Source organism: Scandinavium sp. (assembly GCF_036271055.1).
Taxonomy (GTDB): Bacteria; Pseudomonadota; Gammaproteobacteria; order Enterobacterales; family Enterobacteriaceae; genus Scandinavium.
The window spans coordinates 105,860-127,654 of record NZ_DATBBJ010000027.1 but is presented as its reverse complement, the minus strand read 5'-3'; the positions used below and the strand labels follow the sequence as shown (position 1 = coordinate 127,654).

Genomic DNA, 21,795 nt, shown 5'->3' with positions numbered 1-21,795 from the left:
GACGATGATGCTTGCTCTTGGAATGTTTGTTTTTATGCGCCAGACGGTCCCGTTTCAAAATCTGCAACGCAGTGCGGATTATCGCTGGCCGTCGAACGCCCGTGTCGGGAAGCGCGATGCGTTTCAGTTCCTCGGCCCCGGTGAGGAAAAAATCACGCTCACAGGTGAGTTATACCCCGAACTGACCGGCGGCACGCTGTCGATGCTGGCGCTGTATAAGATGGCAGATGAGGGGCGCGCGTGGCCACTCATCTCCGGCATCGGGATGATTTACGGGATGTTCGTTATCAATAACGTGAGTGAAACGGGGAGCGTATTTTTTGCCGATGGTTCCCCCCGGAAAATCAGCTTTACGCTGTCACTGACCCGCGTCGATGACTCGCTCGTTGCCCTCTACGGTGATATCGGGAAACAGGCCGAATCTCTGGTCGGCCGGGCGGGTAATTTGCTCTCACAGGCAGGAGGTTAACCGTGCCGGATATTGTGACCGGCGCAGGTGCCACGCTGACACCTGCGTTTATGCTGACCCTCAACAGTCAGGACATCACCGGTAATATCAGTGACCGGCTGATTAATCTGACGATGACGGACAATCGTGGATTTGAAGCTGACCAGCTCGACATTGAGCTCGACGATACCGACGGCCTTGTCGAGCTGCCGGTACGCGGCGCGGTATTGTCGCTGTATCTCGGCTGGAAAGGATTTGCCCTGGTGGGCAAGGGGGATTTTACCGTCGACGAGGTGGAGCATCACGGCGCACCGGATACGGTGACGCTGCGTGCGCGGAGTGCGGATTTTCGCGGTACGCTCAATTCACGTCGGGAGGAATCATGGCATGACACCACGCTCGGAGCAGTGGTAGAGGCCATTGCTGCCCGTAACAAGCTGACAGCCAGCGTGGTGCCATCGCTCGCGGGGATCCCAATCCCACACATTGACCAGTCGCAGGAATCAGACGCGGTATTTTTGACACGCCTCGCCGAGCGAAACGGCGGGGCGGTATCGGTCAAGGCAGGAAAACTGCTGATGCTGAAAGCCGGGAGCGGTACGACAGCCAGCGGAAAAATAATCCCTCAAACCAGCATTGAACGCAGTGACGGAGACCGGCATCAGTTCGCTATTGCTGACCGGGGAGCGTATACCGGCGTGACGGCGAAATGGCTGCATACCAAAGACCCGAAACCTCAAAAGCAGGCGCAAAAAGTGACGCTGAAGCGCAAGCCAAAAGAGCAGCATCTTCGGGCGCTCCAGCATCCAAAGGCTCAGCCGGTCAGCAGTGTGGCAAGGGCCAAAAAACAGAAAGAGCAGGAAGCCCGCGAGGGAGAGTATATGGCAGGCGAAGCGGATAATGTTTTCGCGATGACCACGATTTACGCGTCAAAAGCGCAGGCTATCCGGGCGGCTCAGGCGAAGTGGGATAAATTGCAGCGTGGAGTCGCGGAATTTTCAATCAGCCTCGCGACCGGCCGGGCCGATATTTATCCTGAAATGCCGGTGAAGGTATCAGGCTTTAAGCGCGTCATAGACGAGCAGGCGTGGTTAATCAGTAAGGTGACCCACAATCTCAATAATAACGGCTTCACGACGGGCGTAGAGCTCGAGGTAAGGCTTTCGGATGTAGAGTATGCAGCCGAAACGGATGAATGATAAATGCCATGTATCTGTTTGTTTTATATATATTTAATGGATAAAATGGCGTCATTAAATCATTAGATGAGGTGATAAAAATGTTCCATTGTCCGTTATGCCATACAGCCGCTCATGCTCGTACCAGTCGTTATTTTACTGACACGACAAAGGAACGTTATCACCAGTGCACAAACATTAATTGCAGTTGCACGTTCGTCACGACGGAAACGGTCGAGCGCTACATCGTTAAGCCGGGCGAAGTGAAGCCAGCTAAACCTCACCCGACGTCGACAGGGCAGCAACAAATTGCTTGGATGTGACCAAAGACGAAGCCCCGTAAATATGGGGCCTATTTTAGAAGTGTCAGGAAACATCATTAATCACTTGTAAGCCCAAAGCGCTAATAGTTGCAAAATGAAACCAATAAGCATTAAGCAAAGTGCTAAGAAGGCGAAACATTTATAGATAGCCTTCCTCCTTCTGACCCTCGCCATTATATCTTTAACTCGTGTCCCATCAGCTAAGACAGTATTCTCCCCTATCCCAATTGACATACCTTCATTATGTGATGGTTGAGGTAAACCAAAGAAAAAAATTAGAATCACACCGATGATATTAGAGCTCAAACCTATCGTATTTAGTAATTCTGATGTCACGTTATTATCCTCAAAAATTTGTAATGTACGTTAATTCTGATGAAGTGGTTATGATTTTACTCCATCCGATGCCGACAAGGTCACTGCACATATCACATCACAAGGCAAATCAGTCTGAACGGCTGTATTTATAGCGGCCAATGGCTAGGTTATTGGTACTACCTTGCTCAGTCGAGAGCGGTCAGAGAGAGACTGCTGTGTAAAAAAAGAAACCCTCCGTAAAGAGGGCTTCTTTCAATCGATGTGGTCAATGTGTGGACGTGACCTGAAATAAATCCTTTTATTTCAATATCTTACAGGCAAAAAATAAGCCCGCGTAAGGGAGATTACGTGGGCTAAGGAGGTGGTTCCTGGAACAGCTAGCATTTATGGGTTATGTTTTTCAGCGATTCGAATAATACCCTCATCAAGCGAGGCGGTATGTGATCGGATTCGAAGAATCATACCAACGGAAAAAATAACCCAAATTAACTATTTACCATGCGGATTTTGCGTCGTCTGGCCGTCAAAATTACGCATCAAGAGGGCATATTCCAGCTCAATCTCTTCGGGTACAGGGATCCAAACGGTGTGACCGTCGCCGGGGGCGACTTCTGTCGGCTGGCCTTTGTTGTTTTCCATGTGTTCCAGGGTGAAATTGACGTTGCCCTGCGGGGTCATCAGCTCAAGGCGGTCGCCTTTCAGGAACTTGTTTTTTACCGCGACGGCCGCGAGATTGCCTTTGCGCTCGCCGGTAAAATCACCGACAAACTGCTGGCGGTCAGAAACGGAGAAGCCGTATTCGTAGTTCTGATAGCTGTCATGGGTGTGACGACGCAGGAAGCCTTCGGTGTAGCCGCGATGCGCCAGACCTTCGAGGGTTTCCATCAATGTCGTGTCGAACGGTTTGCCCGCTGCGGCATCGTCGATCGCTTTACGGTAAACCTGCGCGGTACGAGCGCAGTAATAATACGATTTGGTACGGCCTTCGATTTTCAGCGAGTGCACGCCCATCTGCGTCAGGCGTTCCACATGCGCAATAGCACGCAGATCTTTCGAGTTCATGATGTAGGTGCCGTGTTCGTCTTCGAACGCGGTCATGTATTCACCCGGACGTTGCGCTTCTTCTAACATGAACACGCTGTCGGTCGGCTGGCCTTCCCCGAGTGTTGGCTCGACGTTTTTCACCGGAATTGGCTCGTGCTTATGCACGATATTACCAACGTCGTCTTCTTTGCCTTCCTGAACGTTGTATTCCCAGCGGCAAGCGTTGGTGCAGGTGCCCTGATTCGGGTCGCGTTTGTTGATGTAACCCGACAGCAGGCAGCGGCCGGAATACGCCATGCACAGCGCGCCGTGAACGAAGATTTCGAGCTCCATTTCTGGCACCTGAGTGCGGATTTCTTCAATCTCTTCCAGTGACAGTTCGCGGGAAAGGATCACGCGGGTCAGGCCCATCTGTTTCCAGAATTTCACCGTCGCCCAGTTCACGGCGTTCGCCTGTACAGACAGGTGAATATCCATCTGCGGGAAGTGCTCGCGCACCAGCATAATCAGGCCCGGATCGGACATGATCAGCGCGTCCGGCCCCATATCCACCACCGGCTGCAAATCGCGAATGAAGGTTTTCAGCTTGGCGTTATGCGGCGCGATATTAACGACGACGTAGAATTTTTTGCCGAGTGCGTGGGCTTCGTTGATGCCGAGCTGCAAATTCTCGTGGTTGAATTCGTTATTGCGCACACGCAGTGAGTAACGCGGCTGGCCGGCATAGACTGCATCGGCACCATAGGCGAAAGCGTAACGCATATTTTTAAGCGTTCCCGCCGGGGAGAGGAGTTCCGGTTTAAACATGATTTTCTCGTTCTGATGACAGGTCAGACTCGCTTCGCGATGAAGCGATCGGGGAGGTTCCCCTACATTAAGGGCGGGAATTGTAGCGCTGCGGGGGAGGGGAGTAAACCTTTTGCTGGTGCGGGATTGCCCACAAAGCCGCTGATTGCCTGGCGGCGCTTCGCATGCACAGGCCTACGAGGCCTGTATTAGAGAGCGCCGCCGGGCAGGGTTGATTACATCAACCGGCAGGAATCGGCTTCCCAGCGGTAGCCTACGCCATATACCGCACGGATAAAGGACTGCTCGGCGTCCTGCGCTTCGAGTTTGCGGCGCAAGTTTTTGATGTGGCTATCGATGGTTCGGTCAGTCACCACGCGGTAATCATCATAAAGATGGTTGAGCAATTGCTCGCGAGAGAACACTTTTCCTGGCTCTTGCGACAGCGTTTTCAGCAGACGAAACTCCGCAGGAGTGAGATCTAAAAGCTTATTACGCCAGGAGGCCTGGAAACGGCTTTCATCCACAATCAGCGGGCTCTCGGCATCCAGCGCTTGCAGCTCGCGTTGCGGACGGCAGCGGCGCAATATGGTTTTCACGCGAGCCACTACTTCGCGCGGGCTGTACGGTTTGCAGATGTAGTCATCAGCCCCGATTTCCAGCCCCAGCAGGCGGTCGATTTCTTCTATTTTGGCGGTGACCATTACAATCGGCACTTCGGAGAAACGGCGAATTTCGCGGCACAGTGTCAGGCCGTCGGTGCCGGGCAGCATCAAATCCAGCAAAATAAGATCCGGCGGCGTCTGGTGAACATAACTCAACACTTTGTCGCCGTGATTGATCAGCGTCGGCGCATAATTTGCCGCCAACAGATAATCAATCAGCAGCTGTCCCAGCTTGGGTTCGTCCTCAACAATCAGGATGCGCGGGGTTTTATCATCAATCGGTAATTCGGTCATACGGTTCCCGGTAAGTCGCGGTCCAGAGGTAACTCTACTTTAATGCTTACCCCACCAAAAGGCGAATGCTCGGCGCGTAGCTGCCCGCCGTGTGCGGCGACGATGTTGACGCAAATCGCCAGCCCTAATCCCGAACCACCGCTAGCGCGATTGCGCGAGCCTTCGGTACGGTAGAAACGTTCGCACAGCATCGCCAGCTGTTCATCAGTAACGCCAGGAGCGCTGTCGGCGAACGCCAGCGTCAGATTGTGGCCGATTTTTTCGGCCGAAATATGCATTTGGCCGCCGCTGTCGGTATAACGCAGGCTGTTTTCCAGCAGATTATTGAACAACTGCATCAGTCGGTCGCGATCGCCAAATACCGTGGCGCTTTCCGGCAGTTTGAGGCTGATTTGCAGGCCACGGCTGGCGAAACGCTCGCGGAAAGCGCCCGCCGCCATTTCCAGCAGCGAGATAATATCCACCGACGTTTTTTGGTAAGCCAGCGCGCCTTCATCGGACATCGAAAGCTGATGCAGGTCGTCCACCAGTTTGGTGAGCGTGCCGACTTCTGCCTGCAACGAGGCCACTGATTCCGGGGTGAATTTCCGCACGCCGTCCTGAATCGCTTCCAGTTCACCGCGCAGCACCGCCAGCGGGGTGCGTAGCTCGTGGGAAATATCAGCCATAAAGTCGCGACGCATTTGTTGATTACGTTCAAGCGTGCTGGCGAGCTGGTTAAAGTCCTGCGCAAGACGACCTAACTCATCGGCACCAGAGGCGGTCACGCGGGTCGAGAAATCACCTGCCGCCAACCGGTGTGTGCCTTCAACGAGGCGTTTCACCGGGGCCAACAAACCGCGAGCCAGCGGGAAGGTCGCAAGCGCCGTCAGCAGCGTGGCGAGACAGACAATCAGCCAACTGGTGCGCTTTTGTTGGCGGTCAAAATTGATATCGGTATTGCGCGTCAGGCGTTCAACCGGAGAGGCGATCACTGAGCCCACTTCCATACCATTCACCATAATGCTGCGACGCGTCCCGTCAGACGGAACAGGGGAGCGCGGACCAACCATCACTTTAGCATTCTGATCGACCACCCAGAACTGCGTGCGCCAGCCGTGGGGTGGCATATCCGGTGGACCGCCAGGCCTTTGGCCTCGTCTGTCATCAGGCGTGTCGTGTTCAAACGAACGCAGGATCTGGAAGACAAATCGGTCATTGCCACGCAGAAAACGCCAGTTGTTATCATGCGTGGCGTACTGTTCCGCCAGTGCGTCACTTAGCAATTGCAGGCGTTGTTCGTTGCCACGTTTGATGTAATCGATAAAACCGTGCTCAAAGCTCAGGCGCACCGCCCAGTGCATGCTGATCAGCAGTACAATGCAGGTGGTGAGAATAGCCAGAAACAGTTTTGCAGTAATGCCGGGGCGCCAGACTTTCACGGCTCGCTCCTTTTGCGTCTTGCGATAATGATGTTTTTATTGATGTCGTCAGGCACGCGCACGAAAATCAGCGCCGGAAGCGCGATGATCACCGCCATGCTGAGGTAGGTATACAAAAAGACCTGATGCGAAACCGCGCTGTCGACGCTGACGTGATGCTGTCCGTACATGCCGAGTAGCAGGCCCGCTACTGTCACGCCGATACTCATCGACAATTGCATGACCATCGACAGCATACTGTTGCCGCTGCTGGCGAGATCGTCTGGCAAATCTTTTAGCGTCAGGGTGTTCATCGACGAGAAGCGGCTGGAGTTGATCATCCCTTGCAGGAATAGCACCAGCGGCAGCAGCCAGTACCAGCCCATGAGTGCGACCGCCATGAACAACAGGCTAATGAGAGCCAACCCAAGCGTGGCGCACACCAGCACCCGACGATAGCCGAAGCGGTTAACCACCTGTACCACGATGCGTTTCATGCCCATGCTGCCGAGTACCATTGGGATCATCATTAGCCCGGCGTGGAACGGTGAAAAGCCGAGGCCAATCTGCAAAAAGACCGGCGTCATAAACGGCAACATGCCGCTGCCGATACGTCCGACAAAACTGCCGGAAAGCCCTAGCGAGAACGTGTGCGTTTTGAATAAATCGAGACTGAACAGCGCGTTTTCATTCTTCCGGGCATGCCAGAGATAAAACAGCAACGCCAGCACACCTGCGGTAACCAGCAGCCCCAGCATCAGAGGTGAAATGCCCAAGCCATGCTGCCCATCGAGCGCCAAAGTCAGCGTCGCCATCCCCAGCGCCAGCAGAATAAATCCGGACATATCGAAGCGTCGGGTTTGCATGGTGTAGTTGGGCATCAGCCATAACGTGGCAATCGCACCGACAATGCCCACTGGAATATTGATCAGGAAAATCCAGTGCCAGGAGGCGTATTCCACCAGAATACCGCCGAGGGCAGGGCCGACTAATGGCCCAATTTGGCCTGGGATGGTGACGAACGTCATCGCCGCCATGTATTGCGCGCGCGGGACGATTTTCATCACCGTCAGTCTGCCGACCGGCACCATCATTGCGCCGCCAACGCCCTGTAATACACGCGCCATCACCAGTTCGTTTAGCGTGTTCGCGCTGGCGCAAAACACCGAACCGGCAGTAAACAGCACGATGGCGGTGAAGAAGATATTGCGCACGCCGACGCGATCCGCCAGCCAGCCGCTGGCAGGCAGCATCACCGCCACCGTCAGCACATAGGCGACAATCACCATGTGCATGTGCAGCGGGCTTTCCCCCAGACTTCTCGCCATTGAGGGCAGGGCAGTGTTGACGATAGTGGTGTCGAGCGCCTGCATAAAAAAGCCAAACGCCACTATCCACAATTGCCAGCGCACGCTGGCGGGCAGCTCTTCCATAATTACTCGGTTATCGGTTGACGAGATTTACGCGTAAAACGCAGCCGCAGGCGGTCGAAGAACAGATACACCACTGGCGTGGTGTACAGCGTTAACAGCTGACTCACCACCAGACCGCCGACGATGGTTATCCCCAACGGCTGGCGCAGTTCGGAGCCGTCGCCGCCGGAAAGCACCAGCGGCAGTGCGCCAAAAAGTGCCGCCAATGTTGTCATCATGATCGGGCGAAAACGCAGCAGACAGGCTTGGAAAATGGCTTCTTCCGGTGACAGATTACCGTTGCGCTGCGCCTCAAGGGCAAAATCGACCATCATGATGGCGTTCTTCTTCACAATACCAATTAGCAGCATGATACCGATTAAGGCGATTAAGCTGAACGGCGCGCCGAAAAGTTCAAGCGCCAGCAACGCGCCGACCCCGGCCGATGGCAGCGTTGAGAGGATCGTCAGCGGGTGAACATAGCTTTCATACAACATGCCCAGCACGATATAAACCGTGAGGATCGCCGCGATAATCAGAATCACCTGTGAGTTCATCGTCTGCTGGAAAACCTGTGCTGTTCCGGCGAAGCTGCCGCGAATGGTTTGCGGCACGCCAAGTTGGGTCATCGTCCTGTCAATCACCGCACTGGCTTCCGACAGCGATTTTCCCGTTGGCAGGTTAAATGAAATGGTCGACGCCGCCGACAGGCCCTGATGGTTCACCGACAGCGGCGCGTTGGCGGGCTGCCATTTGGCAAAGTAGGAAAGCGGAATAGCTTTGCCAGTGCTGTTAATCACAAACATCTGGTCAAGGGCGCTGATATCTTTGGTATAAACCGGGTCGACTTCCATCACCACTTTGTACTGGTTCAGCGGTTGATAAATCGTGGAGATCTGCCGTTGACCGAATGCGTTGTTCAGCAGACTGTTGGCATCCTGAACGTTTATGCCGAGGCGGGACATGGTTTCACGGTCATAGACCAGATCCATTTCAGCCCCGTTGTCTTGCTGATCGGAGTTCACGTCTGCCAGTTCCGGTTGTTTAGACAGCGCAGTGGTGATCTTTGGCGTCCATTCGCGCAGGTCGGCGAGATTGTCCGACAGCAGCGTGTATTGATAACCCGCATTGGCCTGACGACCGCCGACGCGAATATCCTGAACAGCCATCAAAAACAGATTCGCACCAGGCTCTTTGGCGAGTTTTTTACGCAACCGATCGATCACTTGCTGCGCCGTTTCATTACGCTCGTCACGCGGTTTCAGGGTGATAAACATCATCCCGCTGTTGACCCGCGAACCGCCGGTAAAACCGGTGACGTTATCCACGGCTTTATCTTCACGAATGATTTTCATGAAGTCCTGCAGCTTGCCGCGCATCGCCTGGAACGAAATGCTCTGATCGGCCTGAATATTCCCCATCACCACGCCAGTGTCCTGCTCCGGGAAGAAGGTTTTTGGAATGGAAATGTACAGCCAGATATTCAGCGCGATGGTTGCCAGCAGTACCAAACCGACCAGTTTAGCGTGGTTCAGTACCCATTTTAATGATTTACCATACCCGCGCTGCATACCGACCAGCAAGCGACCAAAACCGCGATCACGCGTCGGTTCGTGGCGGCGTGAGGCTTTCAGCATCCAGCCGCACATCATTGGCGTTAGTGTCAGCGATACGGCAAGCGAAATGCCAATCGCCACCGATAGCGTGACCGCAAACTCGCGCAATAATCTTCCCGGCAGGCCGCCCATTAACAGCAACGGCAGGAATACCGCCACCAATGAAAGACTCATCGATAACACGGTAAATCCGACTTCTCGGCTCCCTTGCAGCGCGGCCTGCAACGGTTTCATGCCTGCTTCCAGATGGCGCGAAATGTTTTCCAGCACCACGATGGCGTCATCCACAACAAAGCCGGTGGCGATGGTTAATGCCATCAGCGACAGGTTATTGAGGCTGAACCCGCACAAGTACATGGCAGCAAAGGTGCCGATTAATGACACCGGAACGGCAACCGCAGGAATGAGGGTAGCGCGGCCTGAACGCAGGAACAGAAACACCACCAGGATCACCAGGCCTACGGAAATGACCAGCGTTTGTTCCACTTCTTCGAGCGAAGCGCGGATCGTCGGCGAGCGATCCTGTGCAATTTGCAGATCGATAGAGGCCGGAATGGTTTCTTTCAGTTCCGGCAACTGAGCGCGGATCGCATCCACGGTTTGAATGATGTTGGCTTCCGGCAGTTTGCGGATCATCAGCAAAATCGCCGGTTTGGCGTTGGTCATCCCGGCGTTGCGCACATCCTGTACCGAATCCGACACGTTCGCCACATCGCTTAAACGCACCGCAGAACCGTTATTGTAGTGAATGATTAACGGCTGGTACTCTGCCGCCGTTTTTAACTCGTCGTTGGTTGCCAGTTGCCAGCGCTGACCATTGTTTTCAATCGCACCCTGCGGTTTTCGTACGTTAGCGTTGCTGATGGCAGTGCGCACATCATCAAGCGATACGCCCTGATTAAACAACGCCTGCGGGTTGAGATCGACCCGTACGGCGGGCAGTGAACTGCCGCCAATATCGACATCACCGACGCCGTCAATCTGCGCGATAGTTTGCGCCAGTTGTGTAGAGGCGTAGTCATACAGCTGGCCTTGGGAATAGGTATCCGAGGTCAGCGTCAGGATCATGATTGGCGCATCAGACGGGTTGGCTTTACGATAAGTCGGACGGCTCGGCATTCCGGTCGGCAACAGGCTTTGCGCGGCGTTGATGGCCGCCTGCACGTCGCGCGCGGCACCGTTGATGTCGCGGTCAAAATCAAACTGCAAAATGATGCGCGTGCTGCCGAGAGAGCTCATCGAGGTCATTTCATTGACCCCGGCGATGCGCCCAAGCGAGCGTTCTAGCGGCGTTGCCACCGATGATGCCATGGTTTCTGGAGCCGCGCCCGGCAGCGAGGCGCTAACCATAATCACCGGGTAATCGACTTGCGGCAGTGGGGCCACCGGCAGCAGCCGGAAGCCGAGCACACCGCACAGAGTGATGGCGAGCGAAATAAGGATCGTCGCCACCGGACGGTAAATGAAGAGGGCGAAAAACCTCACTTACGCCTCCTCTTCACGCGCAGGAAGTCGGCTTTTGACATACAGCGACAGACGGTCAAACAGCAGGTAAATCACAGGCGTGGTGAACAGCGTCAGCACCTGACTCACCAGTAAGCCGCCGACCATGCCGACGCCCAACGGACGACGTAGCTCCGCGCCAACACCCGTGCTCAACATCAGCGGCAGTGCACCGAGCAGGGCGGCGAGGGTGGTCATCAGGATCGGGCGGAAACGCAGCAGACAGGCCTGGTAAATCGCTTCGCGCGGCGGCATGCCCTGTTCACGTTCGGCAGCCAGCGCAAAGTCGATCATCATGATGGCGTTTTTCTTGACGATACCGATCAACAATATAATCCCGATGATGGCGATAACGTCGAGCTCACTGCCCGATACCCACAACGCCAGCAGCGCGCCCACGCCTGCGGTTGGCAGCGTCGAAAGAATAGTGATTGGATGAATAAAGCTCTCGTACAAAATGCCGAGCACGATATACATCGCGACCACTGCAGCCACAACCAGCCAGACGGTGCTGCCCAGCGCTGACTGGAAGGCCAGCGAACTGCCCTGGAATTCGGTGCGAATGTCAGTCGGAAGATTCAGCGTTTTTTCCGCATCGGTAATGGCCTGCACCGCATCGCCCAGCGAGGAATCCTGCGCCACGTTGAAGGAAATCGTGGTCACCGGGAACTGATCGAGATGGTTAATCGACAACGGTGCAAAGCGTTCTTCCACTTTGGCGATGGTGTTCAGCGGCACAATCCCGCCGCTGCTGCTGGTGATACGGATATTGTCCAGTGCCGACAGCCCCGGCGTATCGCTGGTATCGTGCTCCAGCACCACGCGATACTGGTTGGACTGCGTGTAAATAGTGGAAATCAAGCGCTGCCCAAAGGCGTTGTACAGCGCGTTATCGACGTCGGCCATGCTGATACCTAAACGGCTGGCGCTGTCGCGATCGACATTCACATACGCCGACAGCCCTTGGTCCTGCCAGTCGCTGCTGACGTCCTCCAATTGTGGCAACGTTTGCAGTTTTGCCATCAGCTGCGGCACCCATTCGCTGAGCGCATCCAGCGAGTTGGCTTGTAAGCTGAATTGATATTGCGTGCGGCTGACGGTGGTATCAATTGTCAGATCCTGCGTCGGCTGTAAATAGAGCGAGATCCCCGGCACACGGTCGATGGCGTGTTGCAAACGGCGGATCACCTTCTGCACGCGATCGTCCCTGTCGGCCAGCGGCTTTAAGTTAATTTGCAGACGCGCGCTATTCAGCGCCGGGTTGGTGCCGTCGACACCGACGAATGACGTCATGCTTTCGACCGCCGGGTCTTTCAAAATGATGTCAGACACCTGTTCCTGGCGTTGGGCCATACTGGCAAACGATGCAGACTGCGGTGCCTGCAAGGTGCCCTGAATAATGCCGTTATCCTGAATCGGGAAGAAGCCTTTCGGAATAAAGACCCACAACATAATCGACAGTGCGAGCGTACTGAGCGCCACGCCGAGCGTCAGCCACGGGTGGTTGAGCACTTTGGCGAGCATCCTGCCGTAGGCGGCAATCACGCGCTCAAAGAAACGTTCGCTGGCGCGGGAAAAACGGTTCTGCTTGCGCAACGATTCATGGCTCAGCATGCGGGCGCACATCATTGGCGTGAGCGTCAGCGACACTATCGCGGAAATCAGGATTGCGACGGCCAGGGTGATGGCAAATTCACGGAACAACCGTCCGACGATATCGCCCATAAACAGCAGTGGGATGAGTACTGCAATCAGCGAGAAGGTCAGTGAAATAATGGTAAAGCCGATTTCGCCCGCACCTTTAAGCGCTGCTGCCATCGGCTTTTCGCCTTTTTCGATATAGCGCGAGATATTCTCGATGACCACAATCGCATCATCGACGACGAAGCCGGTGGCAATGGTGAGCGCCATTAGCGTCAGGTTGTTGATCGAAAAATCGAGAAACACCATCACCGCAAACGTGCCGACCAGAGACAGAGGCACGGCGACGCCGGGAATAATGGTCGCCGGTATGTTGCGCAGGAAGACGTAAATGATCATAACCACCAGCGCAATCGCCAGCATCAGCTCAAACTGAGTGTCACTCACCGACGCACGAATATTATTGGTACGGTCAGAAAGCACTTTCACCTGCACCGATTTTGGCAGGCTGCTGGTGAGTTGTGGGAGCATCTGGCGAACGCTGTCGGCAGTGGAAATAATGTTCGCACCGGGCTGGCGCTGGACGTTCATCACAATCGCCTGCTGCTTGTTGGCCCATGCGCCGAGCCAGGTGTTTTCCGCGCCTTGCTCAATGGTCGCAACATCGCCCAGGCGCACCGGAGCACCGTTCTGATAAGCAATAATTAGCTTGCGGTACTCTTCGACGGACTGCATTTGATCGTTCGCGGAAAGGGTGACCGCGCGGGTCGGGCCGTCAAGACTGCCTTTGGCTGAGTTAACGTTGGCTGCGGTGATTGCCGTGCGAACGGTTTCGCTGGTGAGTCCCAACGCCGCAATCGCCTGTGCGTTCAATTTTACACGTACAGCAGGGCGTTGACCGCCTGCCAACGTTACCAGACCGACGCCAGAAACCTGAGAAATTTTCTGCGCGACGCGGGTTTCCACCATGTCTTCAACCTGCGTCATCGGCAGGGCGGAAGAGGTGACGGCGAGCGTCATGATCGGCGGATCTGCCGGGTTAACTTTGCTGTAAACAGGCGGGTTCGGCAAATCGCTCGGTAAAAGGTTCGTGGCGGCATTGATAGCCGCTTGCACTTCCTGCTCAGCGACGTCCAGCGAAAGCTCAAGCTGGAATTGCAAGGTGACGACAGATGCACCGCCTGCACTTTGCGAAGACATTTGTTTGAGGCCGGACATCTGACCGAACTGGCGTTCTAGCGGAGCGGTAATCGAAGAGGTGACGACATCCGGGCTGGCACCAGGATAAAGCGTAACGACCTGAATAGTCGGATAATCGACCTCAGGCAACGCCGAAACCGGTAAAAAACGATAGCCGATAATCCCCGCCAGCAGGATCGCCACCATCATCAGCGTGGTGGCGACAGGGCGCAGAATAAACAGGCGAGAAGGCCCGCCAGTTTTGTCGGGAGGTAAAACGTGCATCAGGAGCGGGCTCCCTTTTTGCCGCTGTGTTCAGCCGCCGGTTTTGCGTCTGTTGTCGCGCTGTGGGCTTCAACCACTTCGACTTTCGCCCCTTCGGTCAGACGGTCAATACCATCGGTCACGACTTTGTCTCCGGCGGAAAGCCCGGCAGAAATAACGACTTTCTGACTGTCCTGGATCCCCGGTACGACGATGTGTTTGCTGACTTTATTGTCATCGTTCAGCACCCATACGAAGTTGCCTTCGTTGCCCATTTGCAAGGCAGCTGTCGGTATGACGACGGCATTTTGCTCGGTATCAACCAACAGGCGGGCATTGACGAACTGATTCGGGAACAGGGCATCATCGAGATTATTGAACCGCGCTTTGAGCTTAATGGTGCCCGTTGTGGCATCAATCTGGTTATCCAGACTCAATAACGCGCCTGTGCTGAGCTTCTGCTTGTTGGTGCGATCCCAGGCTTCTACCGTCAGGCTTTGTCCCGCTTTCTGTGCTTTCACTACCGTCGCGATGTCGTTTTCCGGCAGCGTAAAAATCAAATCAATCGGATGGGTTTGCGTCAGCACCACGATCCCGGTGGTGTCGCTGGTGGAAATCTGGTTGCCGATGTCGACCTGTTTAAGGCCCACACGACCGTCAATGGGCGCAGTGATCCGCGTCCAGTCGAGCTGTAATTGCGCGCTGGCAACGGACGCTTCGTCGGCTTTAACGGTGCCTAAACTCTCAGTGACCAATGACTGTTGCGTGTCGAGTTCCTGACGAGACACGAGATTGGTTTTCACCAGTTGCTGATAGCGAGCGAAATCGCGACGGGCATTGGAAAGGGTGGCATTATCTTTTGCCAGTTGCCCCTGCGCCTGAGCGAGGGCGACTTTGAACTGGCTCGGGTCGATTTCTGCCAGTAAATCACCAGCTTTGACCTGCTGGCCTTCCTGGAAATGCAGCGCTAAGAGCTGACCATTGACGCGACTGTGAACCGTCACGGTGTTAGCCGCCGTGATAGTACCAAGACCGGTGAGATAGCGAGGCACGGCTTCGCTGGTGGCTGTCGCCGCCTGAACCGGCGCCAGTGCGCCGCTGAAACGCCCGCCGTGACGACCGCCGGCCTGCTTGCTCTGTGATGCCGCAGGAGACGCGCCTGTCTCAGGCGTTCCACTGTTATGCCAGTAATACACGGCGACACCTGCGATCACCACTACGCCCAGCGCGATTAACCAACGCGATTGATTGCTGCCTTTCATTATTTTACGTATCTCGTCCTGAAACCTTTCACCGAATGATACTAGTTTAGTAACGGAACCCCCCGGAATAATGGAGGAAATATGAAAGACTGTCTGGAAACGTCTGAATGAGCGCGGTTTTACGAGGTTAATTGCGAAAGAGATGAAAGAAATTTTTAGGTATAGCCAAATAATTCGAGTTGCAGGACAAAGTACCCTAGGTACTTTGAACAGCGCTTGCGCTGGCCCTGAAAGGGTGAGGCCATAGGCCGAATCACGCGGCAAGGGAGATCATCCCCAGGAGCTTACTTCAGTAAGTGACTGGGGTGAACGAGTGCAGCCAACGCACCTGCAGCTTGAAGAATGCAGGCTATAGGGGGCTAAAACGGGAAAGCCCCTCCAGGAAGGGGCTTGAATAAGGATCTGAATATGGAAAGGGATATGATGAAGTTAGTCATCATACTGGTCATTCTCTTAGTGATTAGCTTACCGGCTTACTAAGAGACCAGAGGGGGGGAAACCTCCCTCGCCCTTTACCTGTCACGTTAGGTCGAAAAAGCAGCAAAGTCAATCCACGCTTTTCCGAGCTCGATCGCAAACTCAGGCAAAAACGACCTTAGCCCAACGGGCCAGACCGGCCGTAACCGAGCCAAAGTCATCGCCACCGGCAATTTCAATTCCCGGCAACTGCTGCGCCAGTGCTTTTTTGATCAGCGGCGAACGTGCGCTACCCCCGGTCAAATAGATAACGTCCGGTTTTTCACCGCTGTTATCCAGCGCCAACTGAACCTGCTCCAGAATACGTGTGAGCGGTTGATTCAGTGCAGCTTCCAGCCCCATCTGGCTAATATCCGTTGCCAGTTCTGGGCTTAAAAACGGAAGTCTGGTGGTGATATCCGTTTTGTCAGACAGGGCGATTTTGCTCTCTTCGGCGCTGCGCACGAGGCGGTAGCTGAGACGTTGTTGCCAGGTTTTCAGCAGGAGCGACACTTTGTCTGAATCACGGGCATCGCGCACCAGATCTCGCAACATCCGACCATTGGCGCTGCTGTAAAAATCCGTCTGTGCTGGCACGTCATTGATCGCGACAGCATTCCACCATGGCAGAACCGGCAGGGCGATACCTTTTTCGGTATTGCCACCCATACCCAGTAATGGCATCAGACATTTGAACGCCAACGCGATATCCAGATCGTTACCGCCCACACGACAGCCGCTATGACCGAGCAAACTGTCCTGACGCTCGCGGCGAGCACGCCATTGTGGGCCCATCAGCAGTAATGAACAGTCAGTTGTACCGCCACCGATATCCACAACCAGCACACGCTTTTCTGTGGTCAGCGTCGCTTCGAAATCTAACCCTGCGGCGACGGGTTCATACTGGAATACCACGTCGACAAAGCCAGCGCGCTGTGCGGCGCGTTCGAGAATGCCCTGAGCCTGTTCGTTAGCGTCATCGCCACCAAGCCCCTGAAAGTTAATGGGGCGACCAATCACCGCTTGAGTAATGCTCTCAGGGAGCTGTGATTCTGCCTGCTGTTTAATGTGAAGCATCATGGCACAGACCAAATCTTCAAACACCGCGACCTGTTGCGGTTTCAGCCCGCTTGCACCCAGGAAAGATTTCGGCGATTTAACGAAGTACACCTCTTCCGGATCGTCGATATATTGCTTGAGCGAGGAGAGTCCGAACTGGACGCTGTTGCGCTGAACCTCAATATCTTCTTCACGGTTATAGCGCAATGCACGACGTAACAGCGCTTCGGTTTCAGCGCCGGTTGCCGGGACTTCGTGTTGACGATACAGCCATTCGCTGACCGACTCACGGGTTGGCGCGCACAGCATTGAAGGCAGCAGCGTGCTACCGTTTTCGAGCGTTAAGAGTTGCGGTGAATCACCGCGCATGACGGCTACTGAACAGTTTGCCGTACCATAGTCAAAACCAATAAACACCGTGCAAATTCCCCATGCCAGTGAAGAAAGGGCGACGACTTTAGCGGAATGTCGCGCCTGCGACAACCGGAATATGAAAGCAAGGCGCGAAATGGCTTAAGCGTTTATGCTGTAGCAACTTATTGAGGAGGGATGATGTTCAATTTACCCTGGCAGGCGCCCTACGACTGGGACTGGATGTTCGGTTTTTTGGCGGCGCGTACCGTTGAAGGCGTTGAATGCTTTGAAGAGCAGACGTATGTCCGCAGTTTTGCGTTGGAAGGGTATCACGGCTTAATGCGTGCGACGCCTGATCCCGATACGCAAACGCTGGTCATTACGCTTTCTGATGGGCTGTTGCCAGTAAAGGAACAGTGTCTGCAACGTCTCGAACAGCTGTTTGATTTGCGCTGTGAACCACAGCAGGTATCCGCCGCGCTGGGTGAACTGGCGTCCGCCCGGCCCGGTTTACGTCTGCCTGGGTGTGTCGACCCGTTTGAACAGGGCGTGCGGGCGATCCTTGGGCAACTGGTGAGTGTGGCGATGGCATCGAAGCTGACCAGTCGCGTGGCGAAAGCCTATGGCACGCCGCTTGAAGAAGCGCCCGAATTCACCTGTTTTCCCACACCGCAACAACTGGCGCTTGCCGATCCGCTGGCGTTAAAAGCGTTGGGAATGCCGGTAAAACGTGCTGAAGCGTTAATCCATCTGGCGCAGGCCGCGATGTCGGGTGAATTGCCGCTGACACCGCCGCCCAATGTAGAAGCGGCGATGAAAGCGTTGCAAACGTTTCCCGGTATTGGGCGCTGGACAGCGAACTACTTCGCGTTGCGCGGCTGGCAGGCCAAAGATGTTTTTCTGCCAGACGATTACCTGATTAAGCAGCGTTTTCCGGGTATGACGCCTGCGCAGATCCGCCGTTACGCGGAGCGCTGGCAGCCCTGGCGCTCGTATGCGTTATTGCACATCTGGTACAGCGACGCTTTCCAGCCCGCTGAGTGAGTGCGCGATTCCCACGGGCGAGGGCGTATCACAAGAGGTTAGTTGATGGCGAAGTAGCTGGTATTGAGCACCAGTTCCAGTGGCTGATTGGCGGCGATGGTGTCGCCATAGATGAGATCAACCCCAATGCCGGAAAGCGTGTCCATCATTAGCGCCTGATGCGTTGGTCCGGCAATGGTTTTCATGCCTATACGCTGAGCGTGGCCCTGCACGATGGTCACCATCATTTCGTCCATCAGGCTGGCGTGAACATTGCCAATGATTTCCGGGTCAAGCATCACATAGTCGGCGCTGCCTGCAGTCAGGTGTTCAAACAGTTCTAAATCCTGCCCGACCTGACTGACGATAATTTTACAGCCCGCTTTACGCAGTTGGTTCAGGCCTTCCTGTACGCCATTCTGTAACAGATGATCGGCGTTAAACACCAAATGCAGCAGGCGGGCAGGCATCGCGCTCTGTTTCAGACCATCGAGAATTTCATTGATTAACACCGGCCCTGTCAGGCCCGCAGCCGAAAGTGGTAAAGTAACGCTTATCCCACGGGCAGCAACTTTGTGCGCCCAGTGGCGGAAGAACTCTTGATAAATACGACGATCGAGAGCGTGGATCAGTTCCTGATCGGCCAGCCCTTTGCGGAAAGCCTGTTCTTCAACCATTTCACCTTCGCTGGTCCATAGGCGAAGTGACAGCAACCAGAAGTTGCTGCTTTCTGGCACGCGCGGTGATGCGACGCCGCGCGCCATTAGCACCAGATGGTTATCCCGCACCATGTGCCACTGTTCATCGAGTGACATCATGCTGCGCTGCTGATGCAGCCTGTCGAATTGCGGTTCGTAGACACTGACAATGCCGCGCCCGTTATTTTTCGAGGTATAGCAGGCGATATCGGCCTGCGACATCACCTCGGAGGCGATGCAATTATGTTCATCGAGAAGGGTGATCCCGGCGCTGGCACCAATGCGATGCAGGCGACCTTCCCACATAAAGTGATAATCATTGATAGCCTGGATAATACGCCCGGAAATGTAGCGGGCGCTTTCGACATTACAGTCGGGCAGTAGCAGGCCAAATTCATCGCCGCCCAGACGGGCGAGCACATCGCTGGTGCGCAGCATGCTGAGCATCATTGCCGACAGCTCGCGCAGCAAGGCGTCGCCTGCCGCGTGACCTGCGGTGTCGTTCACGGCTTTAAAGCGGTCGAGATCGATAAACACCAGCGCATGGCGTTGATGGGTTTCCTGAACGGTATGCAACAGGCGCTTGAGGTGATTCTCAAAACTGACACGGTTAGCCAGATGGGTGAGGGCGTCATGGGAAGCGCTATAGCTCAACTGGCGCAGCATTTTACGAGACTCGGTGACGTCCTGAATAACCAGTACCGAGCCGATATTTTGCCCGTCAAGCGTGCTCAACGGCGTGATGCTGTAGTGGATGTCATAACTGCCGCCGTTACGGCAATGCAGCACCACATCCTGTTCGATATCGTTACGCGACATATCACCGCTGTGAATGTTTTCCATCAACGGGCCATTGTCGCCAAAAGTGATGCGCAGCACATTCAGCAGCGGCTGCTTCATTGCCTGGTCCTGGCTCCAGCCGCTCATTTTCTCGGCGACCGGGTTCATAAAGATAACGTTCATATCGACATCGGTACACAGCACTGCTTCGCCGATGGAATCCAGCGTGATGTGCAGGCGCTCTTTTTCCTGGAACAGCGCTTCGTTCAGCTGTTTCACCTCGGTCATGTCCATGTTGATGCCGAGCAGGCGCTCCACTTCGCCTTGTTTATTCAGCACGCGGTTAGCTAACGAGCGAATATGGCGAATGCCTTCTTTCACCTGGATGCGAAATTCCAGTTTGAACGGCGAACGGGCGCTCAAAGCGTTACGGATAATGCGCTCGGCTTGTTCACGATCTTCCTCAACCAGACAGTTATGCCACAGATGCCAGGTGGGTTTCAGATGTGAAGGAATTTCATACATTTCGAACATCCGCTTATCCCAGGAGATAAGGTCCGGTTCCAGTTCCCACTCCCAGATGCCGATGCCACCCGCTTCATTCGCGAGCGTAATACGCTCCATCAAGCGTTTGTTGACCCATTCGGTGTGTTTCAGATCATTGATGTCTTCAACCTGGGCGATGAAATAGAGCGGCGTGCCGTCGGCGTGGCGTACCAGCGACACCGCGAGAAGTGCCCACACCACATCGCCTTTGCGCGTGTAATAGCGCTTTTCCATGGTGTAGGTGTTGATTTCGCCGCTGACCAACAGTTCGAGTTGGGCCAAATCATTATCAAGATCTTCCGGCCAGGTGAGTTGCTGGAATGTCATCGCGCGCAGTTCGTTCTGGCTGTAACCAAGGAATTTGCACAGCGCTTTATTCGCCTGTAGCCACTGACCTTCGGTGCCGACCAGCGCCATGCCAATGGCAGAATACTCCATCGCATTGCGGAAGCGTTCTTCACTTTCGGTAATGTGTTTGCGTTCCGCGCGGAAAGCGTACATCACCATAGTCATCACGTTGGCAGGCAGCAGGATCATCAGGAAAGGCAGCCACGGCGTATTGCTCATGGCGTAAATCTGCGGCGTTTGCAGGGTAACAGGGTTGGTAGCCATCATCAGTGAAACCATCATGATGGTGATTAGGAAAATGGTGAAGGCTTCCATACGCGGCAGGCGCACAGCGCTCCACATTAGCAAAACGATGACGCAGGTAAACGGCCAGGGCAACCACAGCATCGACATCGCACTCAGCGCCAGCGTTACCGCTAAGGTCAGCAGTGTTTCCAGCAGCAGGCGTGGGTTACGGTGGCGTAGCAAATAATGGTTTTTATATAGCAGGCCAAGGGGAACCAGTGCCAGCGCGCCAATAGCTTCCGATAACACCCACACTAAAAACGTATGAAGCGGTTGTTCAGCTGGACCAAGCAGTAATACCAGTACACCGCCTGCTAAAGGAGGCACGACGGCGCTTGCTAACGCCAGGCGGATCCAGTCGTGCAGGTTTTGCAATGGGTTATAGCGCGGTAAAAATTTACGCAGCAGCACCGCGCCGATCACTGCTTCAATGGCATTAATAACCGGATAAACAATATTCAGTGAACTCGGTGGGAACAGCACCCAGGATGCCAGGACGCTGCCCAGGGAGCAGGCCAAAGCGATGGCGGGCCACATCTTTCCGGCGTGGCGATAGAACGCCACCATCATAATGGACGTCGGGAACCATAACGGCGCGAGAACAGTGCCAAAACGCGTCAGTTCGAGTGAGAAAAGGGTAAAGATGAACGTCAGCAGTCCAAGGCTAAGCATAAGTAGCACAGGGTGTGAGGGCGTAACGGACACTCGTTGTTCAGATATCTTCATTTACCGCTTTCCGCCAGGGCTTTCCGGCCGCGACTTTTCACGAGGAATGGGCCTGAATTCATTAGGATGATAAATGGGATCATGCTAGTACAAACAATTTACATTTCCTATGGCGTCTGGTCATTATTTAACAGCATTGAGAGATAAATTCGGCGTGGTGCGCAAAAAGTGTCTAAGACGTTGGAAA

Annotated in this window: 15 protein-coding genes; 5 read left to right on the top strand and 10 right to left on the bottom strand. The window is 54.7% G+C overall.

Going from position 1 to position 21,795, the window contains the following annotated elements; genetic code table 11:
* The first annotated feature begins 4 nt into the window (after positions 1-4).
* From VH187_RS03495 to VH187_RS03485, 3 genes are all read left to right on the top strand, one after another.
* Entirely contained in the window at positions 5-469 is a 465-nt protein-coding gene (locus tag VH187_RS03495) for a phage tail protein (protein ID WP_329700086.1), read from the top strand.
* Between the two features lie 50 nt (positions 470-519).
* Positions 520-1,647 (top strand): phage late control D family protein, encoded by a 1,128-nt coding sequence (locus VH187_RS03490; protein WP_414713903.1) that lies wholly within the window; start codon positions 520-522, stop codon positions 1,645-1,647.
* Positions 1,648-1,727: 80 nt separating this feature from the next.
* Positions 1,728-1,949 (top strand): DNA-binding transcriptional regulator, encoded by a 222-nt coding sequence (locus tag VH187_RS03485; RefSeq protein WP_329700085.1) that lies wholly within the window; start codon positions 1,728-1,730, stop codon positions 1,947-1,949.
* A gap of 60 nt (positions 1,950-2,009) precedes the next feature.
* Here VH187_RS03485 and VH187_RS03480 read toward each other — a convergent pair whose 3' ends face one another.
* The 8 genes from VH187_RS03480 to VH187_RS03445 form a co-directional block, all read right to left on the bottom strand.
* Entirely contained in the window at positions 2,010-2,285 is a 276-nt protein-coding gene (locus VH187_RS03480; RefSeq protein ID WP_329700084.1) for a hypothetical protein, read from the bottom strand.
* Positions 2,286-2,756: 471 nt separating this feature from the next.
* Entirely contained in the window at positions 2,757-4,118 is a 1,362-nt protein-coding gene (trhP, locus tag VH187_RS03475; RefSeq protein WP_329700083.1) for a prephenate-dependent tRNA uridine(34) hydroxylase TrhP, read from the bottom strand.
* A 215-nt stretch (positions 4,119-4,333) separates the two neighbouring features.
* Positions 4,334-5,056 carry an envelope stress response regulator BaeR gene (gene baeR, locus VH187_RS03470; RefSeq protein ID WP_329700082.1) on the bottom strand — a complete coding sequence of 241 codons (723 nt, stop codon included), beginning with the start codon at positions 5,054-5,056 and terminating at the stop codon, positions 4,334-4,336.
* Positions 5,053-6,477 (bottom strand): envelope stress sensor histidine kinase BaeS, encoded by a 1,425-nt coding sequence (baeS, locus tag VH187_RS03465; protein ID WP_329700081.1) that lies wholly within the window; start codon positions 6,475-6,477, stop codon positions 5,053-5,055. Before baeS ends, baeR begins: the two co-directional genes overlap by 4 nt.
* The gene (mdtD, locus tag VH187_RS03460) at positions 6,474-7,889 is read right to left on the bottom strand and encodes an MFS transporter (protein WP_329700080.1); all 1,416 of its coding nucleotides are present in this window, start codon (positions 7,887-7,889) and stop codon (positions 6,474-6,476) included. Before mdtD ends, baeS begins: the two co-directional genes overlap by 4 nt.
* A 2-nt stretch (positions 7,890-7,891) precedes the next feature.
* Positions 7,892-10,969, bottom strand: coding sequence for a multidrug efflux RND transporter permease subunit MdtC (mdtC, locus tag VH187_RS03455; RefSeq protein ID WP_329700079.1), 3,078 nt, complete (start codon positions 10,967-10,969; stop codon positions 7,892-7,894).
* On the bottom strand, positions 10,970-14,092 hold the full coding sequence (locus VH187_RS03450; RefSeq protein ID WP_329700078.1) for an MdtB/MuxB family multidrug efflux RND transporter permease subunit: 3,123 nt from the start codon (positions 14,090-14,092) through the stop codon (positions 10,970-10,972). It lies immediately after the preceding gene.
* Complete coding sequence (locus tag VH187_RS03445; protein WP_329700077.1) at positions 14,092-15,333, bottom strand: MdtA/MuxA family multidrug efflux RND transporter periplasmic adaptor subunit; 1,242 nt, start codon at positions 15,331-15,333, stop codon at positions 14,092-14,094. The genes VH187_RS03450 and VH187_RS03445 overlap by 1 nt, the downstream gene beginning before the upstream one ends.
* Positions 15,334-15,753: 420 nt before the next feature.
* On the opposite strand from VH187_RS03445, the gene VH187_RS03440 reads away from it, so the two are divergent.
* A complete protein-coding gene (locus VH187_RS03440; RefSeq protein ID WP_108418456.1) occupies positions 15,754-15,813 on the top strand; it encodes a type I toxin-antitoxin system Ibs family toxin in 60 nt (19 codons plus the stop codon).
* A 99-nt stretch (positions 15,814-15,912) separates the two neighbouring features.
* Here the strand turns inward: VH187_RS03440 and yegD are convergent, their stop codons facing one another.
* Positions 15,913-17,265 (bottom strand): molecular chaperone, encoded by a 1,353-nt coding sequence (gene yegD, locus VH187_RS03435; protein ID WP_329700076.1) that lies wholly within the window; start codon positions 17,263-17,265, stop codon positions 15,913-15,915.
* A gap of 135 nt (positions 17,266-17,400) precedes the next feature.
* Between yegD and alkA the strand changes: the two genes are divergently transcribed.
* Positions 17,401-18,246 carry a DNA-3-methyladenine glycosylase 2 gene (gene alkA / locus VH187_RS03430; RefSeq protein ID WP_329700233.1) on the top strand — a complete coding sequence of 282 codons (846 nt, stop codon included), beginning with the start codon at positions 17,401-17,403 and terminating at the stop codon, positions 18,244-18,246.
* A 38-nt stretch (positions 18,247-18,284) separates the two neighbouring features.
* On the opposite strand, the gene VH187_RS03425 is transcribed toward alkA, so the two are convergent.
* The gene (locus VH187_RS03425) at positions 18,285-21,608 is read right to left on the bottom strand and encodes a diguanylate cyclase (protein ID WP_329700075.1); all 3,324 of its coding nucleotides are present in this window, start codon (positions 21,606-21,608) and stop codon (positions 18,285-18,287) included.
* Between the last annotated feature and the right edge of the window lie 187 nt (positions 21,609-21,795).